This is a genomic window from Tanticharoenia sakaeratensis NBRC 103193, assembly GCF_000963885.1.
GTDB lineage: Bacteria > Pseudomonadota > Alphaproteobacteria > Acetobacterales > Acetobacteraceae > Tanticharoenia > Tanticharoenia sakaeratensis.
In genome coordinates this window covers 46,546-63,896 of record NZ_BALE01000028.1, presented here as the reverse complement: position 1 = coordinate 63,896, position 17,351 = coordinate 46,546, and the positions used below count along the sequence as shown (strand labels likewise).

The 17,351-nt window shown below is 65.2% G+C and carries 17 protein-coding genes; 13 read left to right on the top strand and 4 right to left on the bottom strand.

Annotated features, from left to right (window positions below; all coding sequences use genetic code 11):
- The first annotated feature begins 32 nt into the window (after positions 1 to 32).
- The 6 genes from B8446_RS10075 to B8446_RS10050 all read left to right on the top strand — a co-directional run bounded on the left by B8446_RS10075 (position 33) and on the right by B8446_RS10050 (position 5,581).
- A complete protein-coding gene (locus B8446_RS10075; RefSeq protein ID WP_048849230.1) occupies positions 33 to 938 on the top strand; it encodes an AraC family transcriptional regulator in 906 nt (301 codons plus the stop codon).
- A 517-nt stretch (positions 939 to 1,455) separates the two neighbouring features.
- Complete coding sequence (locus B8446_RS10070; RefSeq protein ID WP_048849229.1) at positions 1,456 to 1,896, top strand: glycoside hydrolase family protein; 441 nt, start codon at positions 1,456 to 1,458, stop codon at positions 1,894 to 1,896.
- Positions 1,896 to 2,330, top strand: a complete 435-nt coding sequence (locus tag B8446_RS10065) for a hypothetical protein (RefSeq protein WP_048849228.1) — start codon at positions 1,896 to 1,898, stop codon at positions 2,328 to 2,330. Before B8446_RS10070 ends, B8446_RS10065 begins: the two co-directional genes overlap by 1 nt.
- A 181-nt stretch (positions 2,331 to 2,511) precedes the next feature.
- Positions 2,512 to 2,994, top strand: a complete 483-nt coding sequence (locus B8446_RS10060; protein WP_048849227.1) for a GNAT family N-acetyltransferase — start codon at positions 2,512 to 2,514, stop codon at positions 2,992 to 2,994.
- A gap of 205 nt (positions 2,995 to 3,199) precedes the next feature.
- Positions 3,200 to 4,948 carry an alpha-glucosidase gene (locus B8446_RS10055; protein ID WP_048849226.1) on the top strand — a complete coding sequence of 583 codons (1,749 nt, stop codon included), beginning with the start codon at positions 3,200 to 3,202 and terminating at the stop codon, positions 4,946 to 4,948.
- Positions 4,949 to 5,014: 66 nt separating this feature from the next.
- The gene (locus B8446_RS10050; RefSeq protein WP_048849225.1) at positions 5,015 to 5,581 is read left to right on the top strand and encodes an RBBP9/YdeN family alpha/beta hydrolase; all 567 of its coding nucleotides are present in this window, start codon (positions 5,015 to 5,017) and stop codon (positions 5,579 to 5,581) included.
- A gap of 75 nt (positions 5,582 to 5,656) precedes the next feature.
- Here the strand turns inward: B8446_RS10050 and dnaJ are convergent, their stop codons facing one another.
- The 3 genes from dnaJ to B8446_RS10035 form a co-directional block, all read right to left on the bottom strand.
- Positions 5,657 to 6,793 carry a molecular chaperone DnaJ gene (gene dnaJ, locus B8446_RS10045; RefSeq protein WP_048849224.1) on the bottom strand — a complete coding sequence of 379 codons (1,137 nt, stop codon included), beginning with the start codon at positions 6,791 to 6,793 and terminating at the stop codon, positions 5,657 to 5,659.
- A 282-nt stretch (positions 6,794 to 7,075) separates the two neighbouring features.
- Positions 7,076 to 8,992, bottom strand: coding sequence for a molecular chaperone DnaK (gene dnaK / locus B8446_RS10040; protein WP_048849223.1), 1,917 nt, complete (start codon positions 8,990 to 8,992; stop codon positions 7,076 to 7,078).
- 144 nt (positions 8,993 to 9,136) lie between these two features.
- Positions 9,137 to 9,766, bottom strand: a complete 630-nt coding sequence (locus B8446_RS10035) for a nucleotide exchange factor GrpE (protein ID WP_048849222.1) — start codon at positions 9,764 to 9,766, stop codon at positions 9,137 to 9,139.
- A 167-nt stretch (positions 9,767 to 9,933) separates the two neighbouring features.
- On the opposite strand from B8446_RS10035, the gene B8446_RS10030 reads away from it, so the two are divergent.
- The gene (locus B8446_RS10030) at positions 9,934 to 10,647 is read left to right on the top strand and encodes a response regulator transcription factor (RefSeq protein WP_048849221.1); all 714 of its coding nucleotides are present in this window, start codon (positions 9,934 to 9,936) and stop codon (positions 10,645 to 10,647) included.
- A 51-nt stretch (positions 10,648 to 10,698) separates the two neighbouring features.
- Positions 10,699 to 12,660: a sensor histidine kinase gene (locus B8446_RS10025; RefSeq protein ID WP_264921547.1), complete on the top strand. Its 1,962-nt coding sequence runs from the start codon at positions 10,699 to 10,701 to the stop codon at positions 12,658 to 12,660.
- A 68-nt stretch (positions 12,661 to 12,728) separates the two neighbouring features.
- On the opposite strand, the gene B8446_RS10020 is transcribed toward B8446_RS10025, so the two are convergent.
- Complete coding sequence (locus B8446_RS10020; protein WP_048849220.1) at positions 12,729 to 13,043, bottom strand: hypothetical protein; 315 nt, start codon at positions 13,041 to 13,043, stop codon at positions 12,729 to 12,731.
- 197 nt (positions 13,044 to 13,240) lie between these two features.
- Between B8446_RS10020 and B8446_RS10015 the strand changes: the two genes are divergently transcribed.
- The 5 genes from B8446_RS10015 to ptsP are packed head-to-tail and all read left to right on the top strand — an operon-like array spanning position 13,241 to position 17,345.
- The gene (locus B8446_RS10015) at positions 13,241 to 13,690 is read left to right on the top strand and encodes an HPr kinase/phosphorylase (protein ID WP_053053805.1); all 450 of its coding nucleotides are present in this window, start codon (positions 13,241 to 13,243) and stop codon (positions 13,688 to 13,690) included.
- A 35-nt stretch (positions 13,691 to 13,725) separates the two neighbouring features.
- On the top strand, positions 13,726 to 14,751 hold the full coding sequence (gene rapZ, locus B8446_RS10010) for an RNase adapter RapZ (RefSeq protein ID WP_084712243.1): 1,026 nt from the start codon (positions 13,726 to 13,728) through the stop codon (positions 14,749 to 14,751).
- Positions 14,748 to 15,224, top strand: coding sequence for a PTS sugar transporter subunit IIA (locus B8446_RS10005; protein ID WP_048849219.1), 477 nt, complete (start codon positions 14,748 to 14,750; stop codon positions 15,222 to 15,224). Before rapZ ends, B8446_RS10005 begins: the two co-directional genes overlap by 4 nt.
- An 8-nt stretch (positions 15,225 to 15,232) precedes the next feature.
- Positions 15,233 to 15,529: an HPr family phosphocarrier protein gene (locus tag B8446_RS10000; RefSeq protein ID WP_048849218.1), complete on the top strand. Its 297-nt coding sequence runs from the start codon at positions 15,233 to 15,235 to the stop codon at positions 15,527 to 15,529.
- Positions 15,522 to 17,345, top strand: a complete 1,824-nt coding sequence (gene ptsP, locus B8446_RS09995; protein WP_048849217.1) for a phosphoenolpyruvate--protein phosphotransferase — start codon at positions 15,522 to 15,524, stop codon at positions 17,343 to 17,345. The genes B8446_RS10000 and ptsP overlap by 8 nt, the downstream gene beginning before the upstream one ends.
- The last annotated feature ends 6 nt before the right edge of the window (positions 17,346 to 17,351 follow it).

Here is a 17,351-nt window from a genome sequence, read left to right as displayed (position 1 = left end):
TCGCACTTCCTCTGATTTTCTTGCTCGATCCTATGAAGTCCCCACCCGTACCATCTCCGCTCGTCGCGCTGGCCGCCGAACTTGCCCCCCGACCTGGCTACAACGCCACGCTCTTGCCGGGTATCCGCATCCTACGTTCCGAAACCATCCTCGAAGATGTGCCGGTCCTTTATCGCCCTGGTGCGGTTTTCGTATTGCAGGGAGCCAAGCAGGGTTTCCTCAATGGCGAGGTTTATCGCTATGACGCCGACCATTATCTTGCCGTTTCGGTTCCCGTGCCGTTTCGAATGGCGTCGCAGGCCAGTCTCGAGCAACCTCTGCTCGCCATCTATTTCGATTTTGACCTGCATCTTGCCGCTGAAATCGTGACCGCACTGGAGGGCCAGGTCCATCATGACGAAAGGGCGCGGGCGAGAAGCCTGGTTTCAAGTCGGATGGTAACTTCCATCGCTGATGTGCTCCAACGTCTGCTTCAGGCTCTCCGTCATCCGCAGGAACTTGCCATTCTGGGCCAGGGATTGTTGCGCGAGTTGCATTACCGCGTCCTGGTAGGTCCTCAGGGCGGTTCGCTGATGGCGGCGCTGCGTCGCAACAAGACGACAGACAGGATCGTGCAGAGCCTGACGCTGATCCGCGAACGCTACAATGAAGGATTATCGGTACCGGAACTCGCCGCGACGGCCGGTATGAGCGTTCCTTCCTATCACGCCGGTTTTAAGCTTCTTACCGGGAACACCCCAATTCAGTACATCAAGGCCTTGCGACTGCACGAAGCCAGGCTGATGGTCGCACGGCGTCAGGGGTCAATGGCCGTTATTGCTGCCGAGGTCGGCTATGCCAGCCCTGCCCAGTTCAGTCGCGACTTCAAACGCCATTTCCACCGCAGCCCCCGTGAAGAAGCCAGATGGATGCGGGAACATCTGGGAGAACCAGCGTAGGCTCGACGCGAAAATTTCGTTCCTAAACCGTCTGTCTGGCTGACGACAGACAGCAGACCGACAGTAGTCGCCGTCATCTCGGACATTTTTATGATTTGGCCGAATGCGATAAGCGGACGAATATGCAAGGCAGCCTATTGTCACGAACCCCAAACAACTGGCTTGACATTTGAGAAAAGATATGGCATTTTGCCACTAAGTTTATTCGGGATTGCTTAATGTCCGGGTCGAACAATTGGCCGTTTGAACACGATCTCTCCCACGAAAGATGGCTCCCTCCGCAGGGGCCATGCAGCCGTCAGCAGGCGGCCACGTTAGATCCGTTAGTAGAACAAATCGCCCCTGCAACCTATCCTACATCCCGTCGCCGTCGGGATCGTCACATCCTCCCAACGCGATAACGACGTCGGTGCGAGGACGCAGCTTCATCGAGCGCCATGAGGAGCAGAGGGGCGTCAGCAATCACCTGCACTGGCCGGGCGGAGCGTCAGGCGTAACCCTTGGGCCCGGCTATGACATGCGCGATCGTTCCCAGGCGGAGATCGAGCAAAAATTGCGGGATGTCGGAATCAATTCCAATCTGGCATCTCGCGTAGCGGCGGGGGGCGGCCTGCGGGGTGACGCGGCGAGGAGGTTTACCGAGGATAACCGAAACCTCATCACTCTCACGGGCGATCAGCAGAGACGCCTCCTGGAGGTCAATCTGCCAAGCTATGAGGCGATCGTTCGTCGAGGCATCCATGTCTACCTGACGCAGGACGAATTCAACGCTCTCGTTTCGTTCGTCTACAATCCCGGAGGTGGCTGGCAGGGCGTCCGTGCCGCAATCAACAGCAGCGACAAGCGTGAAGCTGTCAGAATCATCGAGGAGCAGGTGCGCTCGAGAGGCAAGGTCATGCCTGGCCTGATCAGGCGGCGGCACGACGAGGCCATGCTTCTGCTGGAAGGACGCTATTGATGATCCGCGCCGTGCTGAGCCTGGTCTGCGCCATCTGCATCTGCAGCGCCGCGCGTGCCGCCGCCAAGCCGGAATCCCTCGAGGAGCTGACCTATAATCTCAACATAGTGCTCAACGAGGAGCTCGATGGGAAGGCGCTCCTTAACGGACGTCCGATCGTGCGCGTCGAGCGTGTTTCGTCCTGCGGCTCGGCGATCTGGACCCGAAGCGGCGGCGTCGGGTCGACATTGCGGCGCGACCTGCTGGAATGGAACAGAATGCTCGACGGCGATCCTCGATCCGACGACCGTTTCTATGTCATGACGTTCGTCTATGCGGACCATCGCAGCGACGATATCGTCTCTATCCCACTTACAGAGCATCCGGAGCGTTTCGAAGACTCGGCCAGCATCAACCTCTTGTCGTGCCAGCCGAAACGGCATCATCACAGGTGACGGTCTCCGCGCCGGGCGACCCGGCCGGGATTACTCACTCCCCTGCGTCCGCTACAGACCGTCTATCTCCCAAAGCCGACATTCCGTTCTCCCCCCTTTCCAGACAACGTGCACACCGGACCATCCGCGGAAGCCCCCTTCCATCTGGCGCCAGAACGCTGCAACGTTCACACTGAGCACCATGCTGATCCGCGCTGCCACCGAAGACGATCACGACGCCGTCTGGGCCATTCTCGAACCCACGATCCGCGGCGGAGAGACCTATGCGCTCGACCGGGACATGTCGCGCGAAAACGCGCTCGCCTACTGGTTCGCCCCTGACCGCGAGACCTTCGTCGCGGAAACGCCGGACGGTATCCTCGGCACCTACTATCTTCGCCCCAACCAGGCTGGCGGTGGCAACCATGTCTGCAACTGCGGCTATATGACCCGCCCCGATGCGACGGGCCGCGGCATCGCCCGCGCCATGGTCGCGCATTCGCTGGATCATGCCCGCGCGCGCGGCTATCGCGCCATGCAGTTCAACTTCGTCGTCAGCACCAATACCCGCGCCATTCGCCTGTGGGAGCAGCACGGCTTCGAAACCCTCACGCGGCTTCCGCAGGCCTTCCTGCATCCGGCGGCCGGGTATGTCGACGCTCTGGTGATGTTCCGCACCCTCTAGAAACGGGAGCCGAGCACGCGGCACCGTCACCGGACGCGACAGCTTTTCCGGCCCGTCATCAAGTCCGCGCGCAACACCATGAGCGCCCCCGCCTGTCTGGCGACAGGAAATGCACGGTATCGACCGACAAACCCGGCACATGCCCGCTGGACACCCCCGCCGCATGCGTTGATCATCATCACCGAAACGATACGGAAGGCCGACCATGAGGATCACCCGGCGCACGATGCTGGCTCTCACCGCAGGGGCCGCGGCCTCTCCCCGCCTCGCGAACGCCGCGTCAGGAACCGTGCCGGAAAAGGCGCCCTGGTGGCAGGATTCCGTCTTCTATGAAATCTACCCGCGTTCGTTTCAGGATGGGAACGGTGACGGGGTTGGCGATTTCATCGGCATGGGCGATCGCGTCGATCACCTCGTCGACCTGGGCGTGGATGCGGTCTGGGTCGCGGCCTGTTTTGACAGTCCCAACGCCGACAACGGCTATGACGTGCGCGACTATCGCAAGATCATGCCGGATTTCGGCACGATGCAGGATTTCGAATATTTCCTCGGACGCGCGAAGAAGCGCGGCATCCGTGTCATTCTCGACATGGTGTTCAACCACACCAGCGACGAACACCCCTGGTTCGTCCAGAGCCGCTCCTCGCGCGACAATCCCTATCGCGACTTCTATCACTGGCACGACGGGCATGATAATGGGCCGCCGACCAACTGGCCGTCCGCGTTCGGCGGCCCTGCCTGGACGCTGGATCCCGGGACCGGCCAGTATTACCTGCACACCTTCGTTGCAAAACAGCCCGACCTGAACTGGGAAAATCCGAAGGTCCGTGACGAGCTCTATGCCATCCTGAAGTTCTGGACCGACAAGGGCGTCGACGGTTTCCGCTTCGATGCCATCACGAGCATCGCCAAGCCCGCGAAATTGCAGGATCTGTCCGCCCAGGATCTCGCCGCAGGCCATCCGTTTGCCGAGCACGGCAAGCGCCTGAACAGCTACCTGCACGACATGAACATGCACTGTTTTGCCGGCACGGACCTCTATGCCGTCGGCGAGACATGGGGCGCCGACCATACGCTATTCATGGCGATTGCCGATGCCCGTCGCCATGAACTGTCGTCAGGCTTCCGCTTCGATTTCCAGATGAAGGACATCCAGAGCAACTGGCGCAAACTGCCGTTCAGGCTCGAGGATCTGCGCGCGTTCAATGCCGACAATGCCTTCGACGACCATCCGACGACCTGGCCGGTCGTCTGGCTCGAGGATCACGATTTCCCGCGCTCGGCCTCGCGTTTCGGATCTCAGAGGCCCGAACTCCAGACTCGCTCCGCCAAGCTTCTGGCCACGATGATCCTCTCCCTGCGTGGCACGCCCTTCATCTATCAGGGTCAGGAAATCGGCATGCGGAATTATCCGTTCACGTCCATCGAACAGTTCAACGACGTCACCGCCCATAACGCCTGGGCCGAGCAGGTCGGCGGCCAGAAAATGTCACCGGCCGACATGCTGGCCAATCTGACCGCCTCGACACGTGACAATGCCCGCACGCCGATGCAGTGGAGCATGGCCCACAATGCAGGCTTCTCGACCGGGAAGCTCTGGATGCCGGTCAATCCGGATTACCGCACGATCAATGTCGTGGCCGAAAGTCACGACCCGAACTCGGTCCTCGCGTATTACAAGGCCATGATCGCGGTGCGCAAAGCCCATCCGGCGCTTGTGCATGGCCGTTATCGCGACGTCTCGCCGGACAGCAGCACGATCTATGCCTACCGGCGCGACCATGCTTCGGGAAACGTGCTGGTCATCATGAACTTTTCCGATTCGGAAGCGGATTTTCCGATTCCTCACAAGGTCACGCCCGGAAAGATCCTGATCTCCAACATGCCCGGAAAGACCATTACGGGTCCCGATCTGACCCTTGCGCCATGGGAAAGCGTGATTGTGACGATCTGAAGCCCCGTTCCTGTCGACCGAAGAGGTTTGGCGATGAATACGGACCCTGCAGGAGAGTTGAAATCCATGTCACTGAACGTCGCCGGACAACACTATCTGATCGTCCATGGTTATCGCGGCGCCCCGTCCGCGCACTGGTTTCCATGGCTCGCCGAGGCCCTGCGGCAGGACGGGGCTACGGTCAGCGTGCCTGCGATGCCTGATCCGCTGGCCCCCGATCCGGACGCATGGGCGCAGACACTGGAGCAGACTCTGCCGGTCATGGACAGCCGAACGACGCTGATCGGACACAGCCTCGGCTGCATCACGGTGCTCAAGCACCTGCAACGTGTCGGCGCGTCAATCGGGGCTTATGTGCTTGTTTCGGGATTTGATCGGGCACTTCCGGGATTGCCTGAACTGGATGCCTTCACGGCTGCGCCAATCGATCATGGGCGCCTGCGCGCGCAGGCGCCGCAGCGGGCCTCGATCATGTCGGACAACGACACCATTGTCGATCCGGCAGCGTCCCGCGATCTCGCGACCCATCTTCAGGCCGAGATCCGGGAAATCAGGGGCGGCGGCCATTTCCTGGATCGTGAGGGTTTCACCCAGCTTCCTCCACTGCTCGACCTGCTGCGAAAGTTCCGGTAGCACCCCCCGACCTGACCCGCCCGAAACCGATACCTTGGAAAAAGAAAGGGCTCCCCGACTCGGGGAGCCCTGAACTCAGGCCTTGCCTTCGAAGAAATCCCGAACCTTCGAGAAAAACCCAGCGTTTTCCGGGCTCGCGGTTGCATGGTCGGCTCCCGCTTCCGCCTCGAATTCCTCGAGCAGTTCGCGCTGACGCTTCGTCAGACGCTGAGGCGTCTCGACGGCAACCTGGATATACATGTCGCCCCGCGCCGCCGACCGAAGGACGGAAAAACCCTTGCCGCGCAGACGGAAGTTCTCGCCCGTCTGGGTCGCGGGCGGAATTTTCACCTTCGCGCGCGAACCGTCGATCACCGGCACTTCGACCTCGGTCCCCAGCGCCGCCTGCGTCATTCGCAGCGGAACGCGGCAGTAGATGTTGGCCCCATCACGCTGGAAGATCTCATGCGCCAGAACGCCGACATGCACGTAGAGGTCGCCCGGCTGTACGCCCTGCCCGCCGGCTTCGCCCGCACCCGGCATACGGATACGGGTACCGTCCTCGACACCGGCAGGGATCTGCACGTCGAGCGTGCGCGTCTCCTGCGTCGTGCCGGCTCCATGACAGACACGGCACGGATTGCGCACGACCTTGCCCGCGCCATGACACGTCGGGCATGCGCGTTCGACAAGGAAAAAGCCCTGCTGCGCCCGGACCTTGCCCGCACCGTGACAGGTCGGACATGTGCTGGATCCCGCATCCTTGTCGGCTGAACCCGTGCCGTCGCAGGCTTCGCATGTGATGCGGGTGCGGATCTCGACGGGCTTCGTCACACCGCTGAACGCTTCGGTCAGGCTGATCTCGACCTGCACCTGAACATCCGCACCGGTGCGACGACGGCCGCCACGGCGCCCGCCCATCATGTCTCCGAACATCTGCTCGAAGATGTCGCCCAGGCCCCCGGCCTCGAATCCACCGAAGCCGCCAGCACCTGGGCCGCCGCCCTCGAACGCCGCATGACCGTACTGGTCATAAGCCGCGCGCTTCTGATCATCCTTCAGGATGTCATAGGCTTCGTTGACTTCCTTGAACTTCTGCTCGGCCGATGCATCCCCCGGATTGCGATCCGGGTGATATTTCATCGCCTGCTTGCGATATGCCTTCTTCAGCACCTCGGGCGACGCATCACGCGTCACTTCGAGAACCGCATAGAAGTCCATCTTCGTGGCCATTGACCGTCCTTTCCGGGGCCCGCCCCCGGTGTACCTGCCTATGGGCACATTACTCGGGCGGGGCAGCGGCCGGATCCCGTTCCAGGGTCCGGTCCAGTCCGTTACGAAAATTTATCGAAATCAGTTTTAAAGGCAAAAGGGCTGTCTGCCAGCCCCCTGCCCGCCGGACGCGATTCCGTTCATCTCGCCGATGAATACGGCCCCGGCATCCGGACATTCGGCAACCATGCCATGCGCGCGAAAGCCCGGTGACTCGCGCCACCGGGCTTCCGTAACATGACGTCAGTGCTTCTTCTGGTCGTCCACGTCTTCGAAGTCGGCGTCGACCACATGCTCGCCATTCGGGCCCTGTGCGCCGGCATCCGCACCCGGAGCCGCACTACCTTCGCCACCCTGACCATACATGGCCTGGCCGATCTTCATCGCCGCCTGCGTCAGACGCTCGGTCGACGACTTGAGCGCATCCGCGTCCGTGCCGCCCAGAGCCGCGCGCACATCGGCGATCGCCTTCTCGACGTCGGCCTTGTCCGCAGCCGGCACCTTGTCGCCCGCTTCGGACAGAGACTTCTCGGTCGAGTGAGCAAGACCTTCTGCGTTGTTGCGCAGTTCGACCATCTCGCGCTTGGCCTTGTCCGCCGACGCATTCGCCTCGGCTTCCTTGACCATACGGTCGATATCACCGTCGGACAGACCACCCGACGCCTGGATCTTGATCTGCTGCTCCTTGCCCGTCGCCTTGTCCTTGGCGGACACGTTGACGATGCCGTTCGCATCAATATCGAACGTCACCTCGATCTGCGGCATGCCACGCGGCGCGGGCGAAATGCCGGTCAGGTCGAAGTTGCCGAGCAGCTTGTTGTCCGCTGCCATCTCGCGCTCACCCTGGAACACCTTGATGGTCACGGCCGACTGGTTGTCCTCGGCGGTCGAGAAGGTCTGGCTCTTCTTGGTCGGGATCGTCGTGTTGCGGTCGATCAGACGGGTGAACACGCCACCCAGCGTCTCGATGCCCAGCGACAGCGGCGTCACGTCGAGCAGCAGCACGTCCTTGACGTCGCCGCGCAGGACCGCGCCCTGAACCGCAGCACCGATCGCCACGACTTCGTCAGGATTGACGTTGCGTGCCGGATCCTTGCCGAAGAACTGCTTCACGGTCTCGATGACCTTCGGCATGCGCGTCATGCCGCCGACGAGGATGACCTCGTCGATCTCGGCCGGCGACACCGCCGCGTCCTTGAGCGCCGCACGACACGGGCCCAGCGTCCGCTGCACCAGATCATCGACCAGGCTCTCGAGCTTCGCACGGCTCAGCTTCAGCACGAGATGCTTCGGACCGGACGCATCCGCCGTGATGAACGGCAGGTTGATCTCGGTTTCCTTGGCCGAAGACAGCTCGATCTTTGCCTTTTCCGCAGCTTCCTTCAGACGCTGCAGGGCAAGCTTGTCCGAGCGCAGGTCAATGCCCTGCTCACGCTTGAACTCGTCCGCCAGATAGCCGATGACGCGGTTGTCGAAGTCTTCACCGCCCAGGAACGTATCGCCGTTCGTGGACTTCACCTCGATCACGCCGTCGGAGATCTCGAGGATCGACACGTCGAACGTGCCGCCACCAAGGTCATAGACCGCAACCGTGCCGGAATCGCGCTTGCCCGCACCGATACCGTAGGCAAGCGCCGCAGCCGTCGGCTCGTTGATGATGCGCAGAACCTCGAGGCCCGCTATGCGACCCGCATCACGCGTCGCCTGACGCTGTGCATCGTTGAAGTAGGCAGGAACGGTGATGACGGCCTGCGTCACCTTCTCACCGAGATAATCCTCGGCCGTTTCCTTCATCTTGCCGAGAACGAACGCACTGATCTGCGAGGGGGCATATTTCTCGCCGCGCGCCTCGACCCATGCGTCACCATTGTCCCCACGCACGATGGCGTAAGGCACCATGGCCTTGTCCTTCTCGACGGTCGGATCGTCGTAACGGCGACCGATCAGGCGCTTGACCGCATACAGCGTGTTGGACGGGTTCGTTACAGCCTGGCGCTTGGCCGCCTGGCCGACCAGACGTTCGCCGCTGTCCGTGAACGCCACCATCGACGGTGTCGTACGCGCGCCTTCGCTGTTCTCGATAACCTTGGTTTCATCACCCTCGCGGATCGCGACGCAGGAGTTCGTCGTGCCGAGGTCGATACCGATAACCTTGCTCATATCGTCTTCCTTTCAGCGGCAATGCCCGGCCCGAAGCACCGTGCACCGCCCTATGTCATCAGGCAGGCGTCGATCGAACGCCTGTAAGATCGACCATCGATGTAGGCATGGTGTCGAAGCCTTTCAACCCCACGCCCCGCATCATCAGGCCTGCTGGTCGAGCTTCGGGGATGCACCCGCAGCCGCACCACCTTCCGCCGGCGCCTTCGCGACGACGACCATGGCGGGCTTGAGCAGACGCCCGTGCAGCGTCCAGGCCGGTGTCCAGGCCTGCATCACCGTCCCCGGCGCATGGGCGTCGCTCGGCTGTTCCGCCATCGCCTGATGGAGGTTCGCATCGAACGGGGCACCCTCGGGGTCATGGCCCACGATGCCATGGCGCTCGAGCACGCCGACGAAGGACCGCTCGATGCTGTGGAATCCGTCCCGCAGCTTCGAGATCAGCCCGTCCTCGCCCTCGACCTGGGCTGGAAGCGAGGAAATGCCGCGCTTCATGTTCTCGGCTGCTTCCACGACGTCGCGCGCGAATTTCTGCACCGCATACTGACGCGCATCCTCCACGTCGCGCTTGGTGCGCGCGCGCAGGTTCTGCATCTCGGCCTCGGAACGCATCCAGCGGTCGCGCATCTCGGCCAGCTCTTCCTCGAGCGCCTGGATCCGCGCGGTCGCGGCCTGCATCGTGGCTTCGCTGGAATCGGCCCCCGCAGCTGACGCCGGAGTTTCGACCTGCGTCTCCGCCGCGGGCTCGATCGGGGTTTCAGTCTCGTGATTCATGGTCGTCCCTGACTATGACAGCAATCGATGAACGAAAGCCTAACGCCGCCTCGCGATAGCCTCTCGTCCCACGCTGGTCTATAGGTGGCCACCGATCGGCCATTGCCAACCCTTTCATTGCCAACCTGTCTGCCACTTTCATCCGGCACGCGAGACCGAAAGCCCTCATGGAGACGACCAGACACACGATCGCCCTCGTCGACGACGATCGCAACATCCTTGCCTCCGTGCAGATGTCGCTCGAAGCCGAAGGGTTCATCGTCCACACCTATACCGACGGAGAAGCGGCGCTGCAGGGCATTACCGCGCGCCCCGTCAGCCTCGCGGTGCTGGACATCAAGATGCCGCGCATGGACGGGATGGAACTGCTGCAGCGCCTGCGCGCGCGCTCGGGCCTGCCGGTGATCTTCCTGTCGTCGAAGGACGAGGAACTCGACCAGCTCATGGGCCTGCGTCTGGGCGCCGACGACTACATCACCAAGCCGTTCTCCCAGCGCCTCCTCCTCGAACGCATCCGCGCCCTGCTCCGTCGTCAGGACGTCTCCCGCAACGAGGCCAACGGCCTCGCACCGGCGGGGGCCGCGATCACGCGCGGCCAGCTCTCCCTGGACGAGACGCGCCACCAGTGCCTCTGGAACGGACAGGACATACCCCTGACTGTGACGGAGTTCCTGCTAGTCAAGGCGCTCGCCACCCGGCCCGGCATGGTCAAGTCCCGCGACCAGCTGATCGATGCGGCGTACGGCGAGAACATCTATGTGGATGACCGCACGATCGACAGCCACATCAAGCGCGTGCGCAAGAAATTCCGGCAGGTCGACGACAACTTCAACCAGATCGAGACGCTCTACGGCATTGGCTATCGCTACAAGGAAGACTGACGCGAGACCTGACCGACGTCTTGCTCTCCGTACAAGGGCTCGACCGCGCGCATGATCCGCTCCGCGCTCCGCCGCCTCGGCCTCATGCCTTCCGGCGCCCACCGCACCCACCGACCGCCGCCAATCCAGCCGGATCCCGCGGGCCGACAGCGCCCGGACCCATACGACGATCCTTACGGGCCCGCGCCGCGCGAACCGCTCGCCGCCCGCTCCACGGCACCGCGCCGGGCGCTGACGTCCTTCCTGATCGCCACCGAACGCCGCCTGCGCCGCATTCGTGGTCGCGCCCGCAGGACCCATCAGGGTGCCCGCCTCGTCTCGCCCCTGATGCGGCGCATCCTGCTGGTCAACGCGCTGCCGCTGGCCATCCTTGCGGTCACGCTTCTCTTCCTCAACGACTTCCAGAACAGCCTGCTCGAAAGCCGCGTCGGCGCGTTGCGCGAACAGGCCCACATCTATGCAGGTGCCCTGGGCGAAAACGCCGTCACACGGACCATCACACGGACCGCCCCGCATCTCGACGATATCGGCTTCGACATCGATCCGGCTCTTGCACGCCCCCTTCTGGTGCGGCTGACCGAACCCAGCCCGGACGCCCGGGCCATCCTTTACGGTCCCGACGGACGCGTGATCGCCGACAGCCGGGCAGACGCGGCAGCCATACAGACCCTGCCGGAGCGTGGGGCGCACCGGTCACACCGGCATCGCGCCACGGACACGCCCGCGCCCCCTGCAGCAGCACCCCGGCACGATCCGGAACCCTCCGCATGGTCGCCGCCCCACGACAATGCGCTGGAGACGACCTACGACTGGCTGCTCTCGCTCCTGCCGCTGTCATCGCGGACCGGCATCGTGACACTCGATACACCCGACGAGGCGCCCGGCCCGCGGGCGACCGGCTCGTCGGGGCCGCCCGCCGAAATGCCGCCCTACATCCGGCGGACCCGCCAGCACCAGCTCGTCGTGACCGTGACCGAACCCGTCATCCATGACGGCGAGACGATCGGCATCATCCAGCTCACCCGTCAGGCCGCCGAGGTGGACCGCTCCTTGTTCGCGGTACGCTCGTCCATCCTGTCGCTGTTCCTCGTGGCGCTGGCCGTCACCGTGTTCCTGTCATGGTATCTCTCGCTCACCATCGCGCGGCCGCTCCTGCGTCTCGCCATCTCGACGCACGATATCCGCGACGGGGCGGGACGCGCGGATACGGTGCCCGAAACCCTCCTCGCCCGACGCGACGAGATCGGCGAGCTTGCCCGGTCCCTGCGGGCCAGCGCCCTCGCCCTCTGGGCCCGGATGGACGCGAACGAACGCTTCGCCGCCGACGTCAGCCACGAGATCAAGAATCCGCTGTCCTCGATCCGCTCGGCGATCGAGACGCTGCCGCGGATCGAGAACACCGAGCGCCGGGAACGGCTGCTCGGCATCATCAACAACGACGTGCGCCGTCTCGACCGCCTGATCACCGACATTTCCGACGCATCCCGCGTGGATGCCGAGCTCTCGCGCACGCGCGCCGAGCCGATCGCCGTGACCGGCCTGCTCGCCATCCTGGTGGACATCCACCAGACGACGCGCGGCCCGCACGACGCGATCCTGCGTCTGGCGGCCACGCCCGAGCCGGACCAGAGCCTGTGCGCCTGGGCCGTGGAAGACCGTCTCGTTCAGGTCCTGCGCAACCTGATCGGCAACGCGATCTCGTTTTCCCCACCGGACGGCCTCATCACGCTCACGGCCCAGGCCGCAGGCGCCTTCGTTGAAATCAGCGTGGCCGATCAGGGGCCGGGCATTCCGGAAGGCAAGCTCGAGACCATCTTCGACCGCTTCTATTCCGAGCGGCCCAACTCGGAGAAATTCGGCCAGCATTCCGGCCTCGGCCTCGCCATCAGCCGCCAGATCATCGAGGCGCTGCGGGGCACGCTGCATGCGGAGAACCTGATCTCGCCCTCCGGCCAGATCGTGGGCGCACGGTTCGTCGTGCGCCTACCACGAGCCGTTCCGACAGGGCGCTGATCCCGCTGCGCGCAACACCGGGCACGCGATACCGCGCCTGTCCCGATGATGCGCGGACAGCCAACGATCTACAGAACCGCCGCCACTCCCAGCGCGATCCGCTGCTCGGCGCGCTCGAAACGATGGACCACGCGCAGCGTGACGGACGGGCGCGCCGGTCCCAGCGCCTCGCTGACAAGGGTCTGGCATCGGGCGAATGCGTCCGCATCCCGGACCACGCAGGCAATGTGACGGGCATCGTGCAGGGACAGGCCGCTTGCGGCGAGAAGCGCGTTCGCCGCCGCAAGGGCGGCCAGACACTCATCGGAGAACCGGGCCGGCACCGCGCCCTCGTCATCCAGTCCCGCAATTCCCGCGAATGCGGCTCCTCCGTTCATGGACATGACGAGAGACCTCCCTTCCGGATCGTTCCGCCATCATACGCCCGATCGACCCGCACGCCCACCCGCCGCGCGCACCTGACCTTCGAGATTCACCTGTCCGCAACCCCGCTTCCGTCGACGGCGACGCGACATCCGGCCGCCTCTCCTGTTGTCCTGCCCTGTCGGGCAGGCCATGTTGCGAGCCGGAGTCCGCCGCCATGATGCCTGATACGATCCATGCGACCTGCGTCGTCCGGGACGGCGTCGCCATCCTGATCACGGGGCGTCCCGGTCGCGGCAAGTCGCGTCTGGCCCTGCGTCTGATGCATGCGGGCTGCGCGCTGCTCGCCGATGATCGTGTTCTCCTTGCGGGCGGACCTGTCGAAGCCCACACGCCGCCGCAACCACCCGGGACGCGCCTGGGTCATGCGCTGCTGGAAGTGCGCGGCCTCGGTCTCGTCGAATACAGGCATGCATCCCCTGCGCCGGTCCGCCTTGTGATTGATCTCGACCGGGCGCCGGAACGCCTGCCCGAACCCTGTCGGGATAAGCGGACAGGTGCGCCCGTCCTCGTCCTCGATCCCGATGATCCCGCCGCCGTCGAGCGAACCCTGACCGCACTCGACTGCGCCATCGGCATCCTGCGACTGCATACGACACCCACGTGATTTCAACCGCCGTCGTGATGCGCTAGGATGCGCGCATGGCGTCCTCCCCGACCCCGCCCGAACTGCCGCCGAACGCTCCGCCCCCCGTCGCCACGCGCCGGGTGCTGCTCGTCACGGGACTGTCCGGGGCCGGCAAGTCCTCCATTCTCCGGATCCTCGAGGATCTCGGCCATGAGGTCGTGGACAACCCCCCGATCGGCATGCTCGATGCGCTCGTCACGCGCGCAGGCACCAAGCTTGCCATCGGCGTCGATGTCCGCAGTCGGGGATTCGAGGCGGCCCTCGTGTTGCGCGCGCTCGCAAGCCTGCGGAGCCTGCCCGATATCGATGCCGAACTGATCTTCGCCACTGCCGAGACCCCGATCCTGCTGCGACGCTTCACAGCGACACGCAGACGCCATCCGCTTGCGGCCTCCGGCGCCATTTCCCAGGGCATCGAGCAGGAAACAGCCCTGCTCGCCCCCTTGCGCGCCAGCGCCGACCTGCTGGTCGATACGTCTGACCTGCCGCCGCCCGCGCTGCGCCGCATGATCGAGACCCATTTCGGCCCCCTGGCCGACGATCCGGGTGAAGGTCTGGCCCTGACACTGATGTCCTTCGCCTATCCGGCGGGCCTCCCGCGCGAGGCGGACCTGGTGTTCGACGCCCGGTTCCTGCGCAATCCGCACTACGATCCGGCCCTGCAGCCCCTGACCGGACTGGACGCGCCCGTGAAGGCCTATGTCGCGGCCGATCCGGACTATGCGCGCTTCCTCGACCTGATCCGCCAGACCCTGGCCCTCGTGCTGCCGCGCTTCGTCGCGGAGGGTAAGAAATACGCAACCGTTGCAATCGGATGCTCCGGCGGCAAGCACCGTTCCGTGACGCTGGTCGAGGCGCTGGCCCAGGAAATTACTGAAAAACCCGCCTGCAGCACGGCGCTCGCCGGCTGGCCGGTCGTCGTGCTGCACCGCGAACTCGGCATCGAAACACGCCATGATCCGGGCAAGGCTTGGCGCGCGCCCGGGAACACGCCATCTTCCAGGGTTCCCGCCGCCCCCTTGCCCCCGAGCCCCACATGATCGGTCTCGTCCTCGTCACCCATGGCCCGCTCGGAAACGCCCTGCGTGACGCCGCCGAGCACGTGGTCGGCCCCCAGACGCAGCTTGCCTGCGTCTCCATCGATGCAACCGACGACCCCGAACGACGCCATGCCGATCTGGCGCAGGCGCTGGGCGAGGTGGACACGGGCGACGGCGCGCTCCTGCTGACCGACATGTTCGGCAGCACGCCCGCCAATCTCGCGCTGTCCTTCCGCGACGGCACGCATGTCGAGGTGCTCTCGGGTGTGAACGTGCCGATGCTGGTCAAGCTCGCCAAGGCACGTCCGCTCTGCGGCTTTGCCGACTGCATCGACCGCGCGATCGCCGCCGGGCGCAAATATCTCCATGCCGCCTGCGACGTGCCCGAATCCTGCCTCGCAGGCGCGCGCCCCTATCGCGAGCACATGCTCCGTGCAGCATCACCCCCGCACTCCGATCAGGGCTGCTGCTGAGCCGCATCATGTCCGAAGAGACGACAGACCCTCAGATCGAGCGTGCGCACGCGCGCATCGTCAACCGTCTCGGCCTCCATGCGCGGGCGGCGGCCAAATTCGTCTCCACCGCGGAGCGCTTCTCGTCGGAAATCGATGTCGCGCGCGCCGGTCAGAGCGTGAATGCCTGCTCGATCATGGGGCTGATGATGCTTGGCGCCGCCTGCGGCGAGGACATCACTCTCGAGGCCCGCGGCCCGGACGCCCGGGACGCGATCAGGGCCCTGCTCGCCCTCCTGGCCGACGGGTTCGGCGAACATGACTGACACGCTGGCCCGCGAACGCACCCTGACGGGCGAGGCCGTCGTCCCCGGGATTGCGACCGGCCCGGCCGCCGTCGTGCGGGAAAGCCCGGTGCCCGCGATCGACCGGACGGCAACGCCCGCCGATCCCGCGACGGAACTCGCGCGGCTGGACGCGGCCATCGCCCGCGCCCTGCACCAGATCGAGAAGCTCCAGCGCAAGCTCGCGACCCTCCCCGAAGAAGGCCAGGTCGAGATCGGCTCGCTGTTGGCGGTCTATCAGCGCATGCTCGGGCCGTCCCGCCTGACGCGCGCCATCCGCGCCCGGATCGAGACCGCGTGCATCACCGCGGACGCCGCTGTCCACGACGAAACCGAAGCCCTCGCGACACTGGCGCACGCCGCGCGCGGCCCCACCCCGGATGCGCCCTCCCCCGAGGACGAGGAAGCCGCCCGCAGGCGGGCCGGCGAAATCCGCGAGATCGGCCGCCGGCTGCTGCGCAATCTGGCGGGCGTTGCGTTCCGCGCGTTCTCCACGCTGCCCGAAGGCTGCATTCTCGTGGCCGAGCAGCTTCGCCCGGCCGACGTGGCCCTGATCGACCCCACCCGCATCCGCGCCGTGGTTGCGCGCAACGGGGGCGGCGCCGACCACACGGCCATCATGCTGCGCGCCCTCGACATCCCGGCCGTGCTCGGCGTGCCGCATCTGCTGGACGCCGTCAGGGACGGCGACGCGCTGGTGCTGGATGCCGGCGAGGACGGCATCGGCCGCATCACCACGGCGCCCGCGCCCACGACCCTGACCCGCGCCCACGATCAGGCGACGGCCTTCGCCCATGCGCGCCGGAGCGACACGAAGCTCCGTCGCCTGCCCGCCCGCCTGGTCAGCGGCGAGGACATCGAGCTTCTCGCCAATGTCGAGCTGCCGACCGAACTCCCGCAGCTCAAGCGCGCGGGCGCCGCCGGGATCGGTCTGTTGCGCACGGAGTTCCTGTTCGCCGAAACCGAGGGCGATTTCCCGGACGAACTGGCGCAGGCCGCGCTCTACAAGCGCTTCATCAAGGCCATGGGCGGCGCGTCCACCACGATCCGCGTGCTCGACTGGGGCGGCGAGAAGGGCCACGACCAGATGGCCCGCCTTGGCCTCGGACAGGCGAGCCACAGCGACAATCCGGCCCTCGGCCTGCGGGGCCTGCGCCTGCTGCTGCGCCATCCGCATCTGCTCGAGACCCAGCTTGCCGCCATCCTGCGTGCGGGCGCCACAGGCCCGGTCCGCGTCCTGCTGCCGATGGTCACGTCGTCCGACGAGATCATGCGCGGACGCGATATCTATGAGCGCACGGCCCGCAAGCTGCGCCGTCGGGGTGTGACCATCGCCGATCCGCTGCCGCCGCTCGGCGTCATGATCGAGACGCCGGCCGCCGCGCTGACCGCCGACATCATGGCCCGCCGGGCCGACTTCCTGGCGCTCGGCACCAACGACCTGACGATGTACACGCTTGCCGTGGACCGCGCGCTGGCCGACGTCGCGAGCCTGTATGCGCCGCTGCACCCCGCGGTCCTGCGCCTGATCGCGTCCGCCGCGTCGGCGGCCCTGCAGATCCACCGGCCGGTGTCCGTGTGCGGTGAAATCGCGGCCGACCCGCGTGCGGTGGCGCTGTTGATCGGGCTGGGCCTGCGCAGCTTCTCGATGAGCGCTTCCGCGTTACCGCGCGTCAAGCGCATGGTGAGGTCGCTCACGCTGGATGCCTGCGACCGGCTGGCCCGCCAGGCGCTGGCAGAAACCGATCCCGCACGGGTGCGGGCGCTCGTGCGGGATTTCAAGCCGACCGCAGCGTGAGCGTGA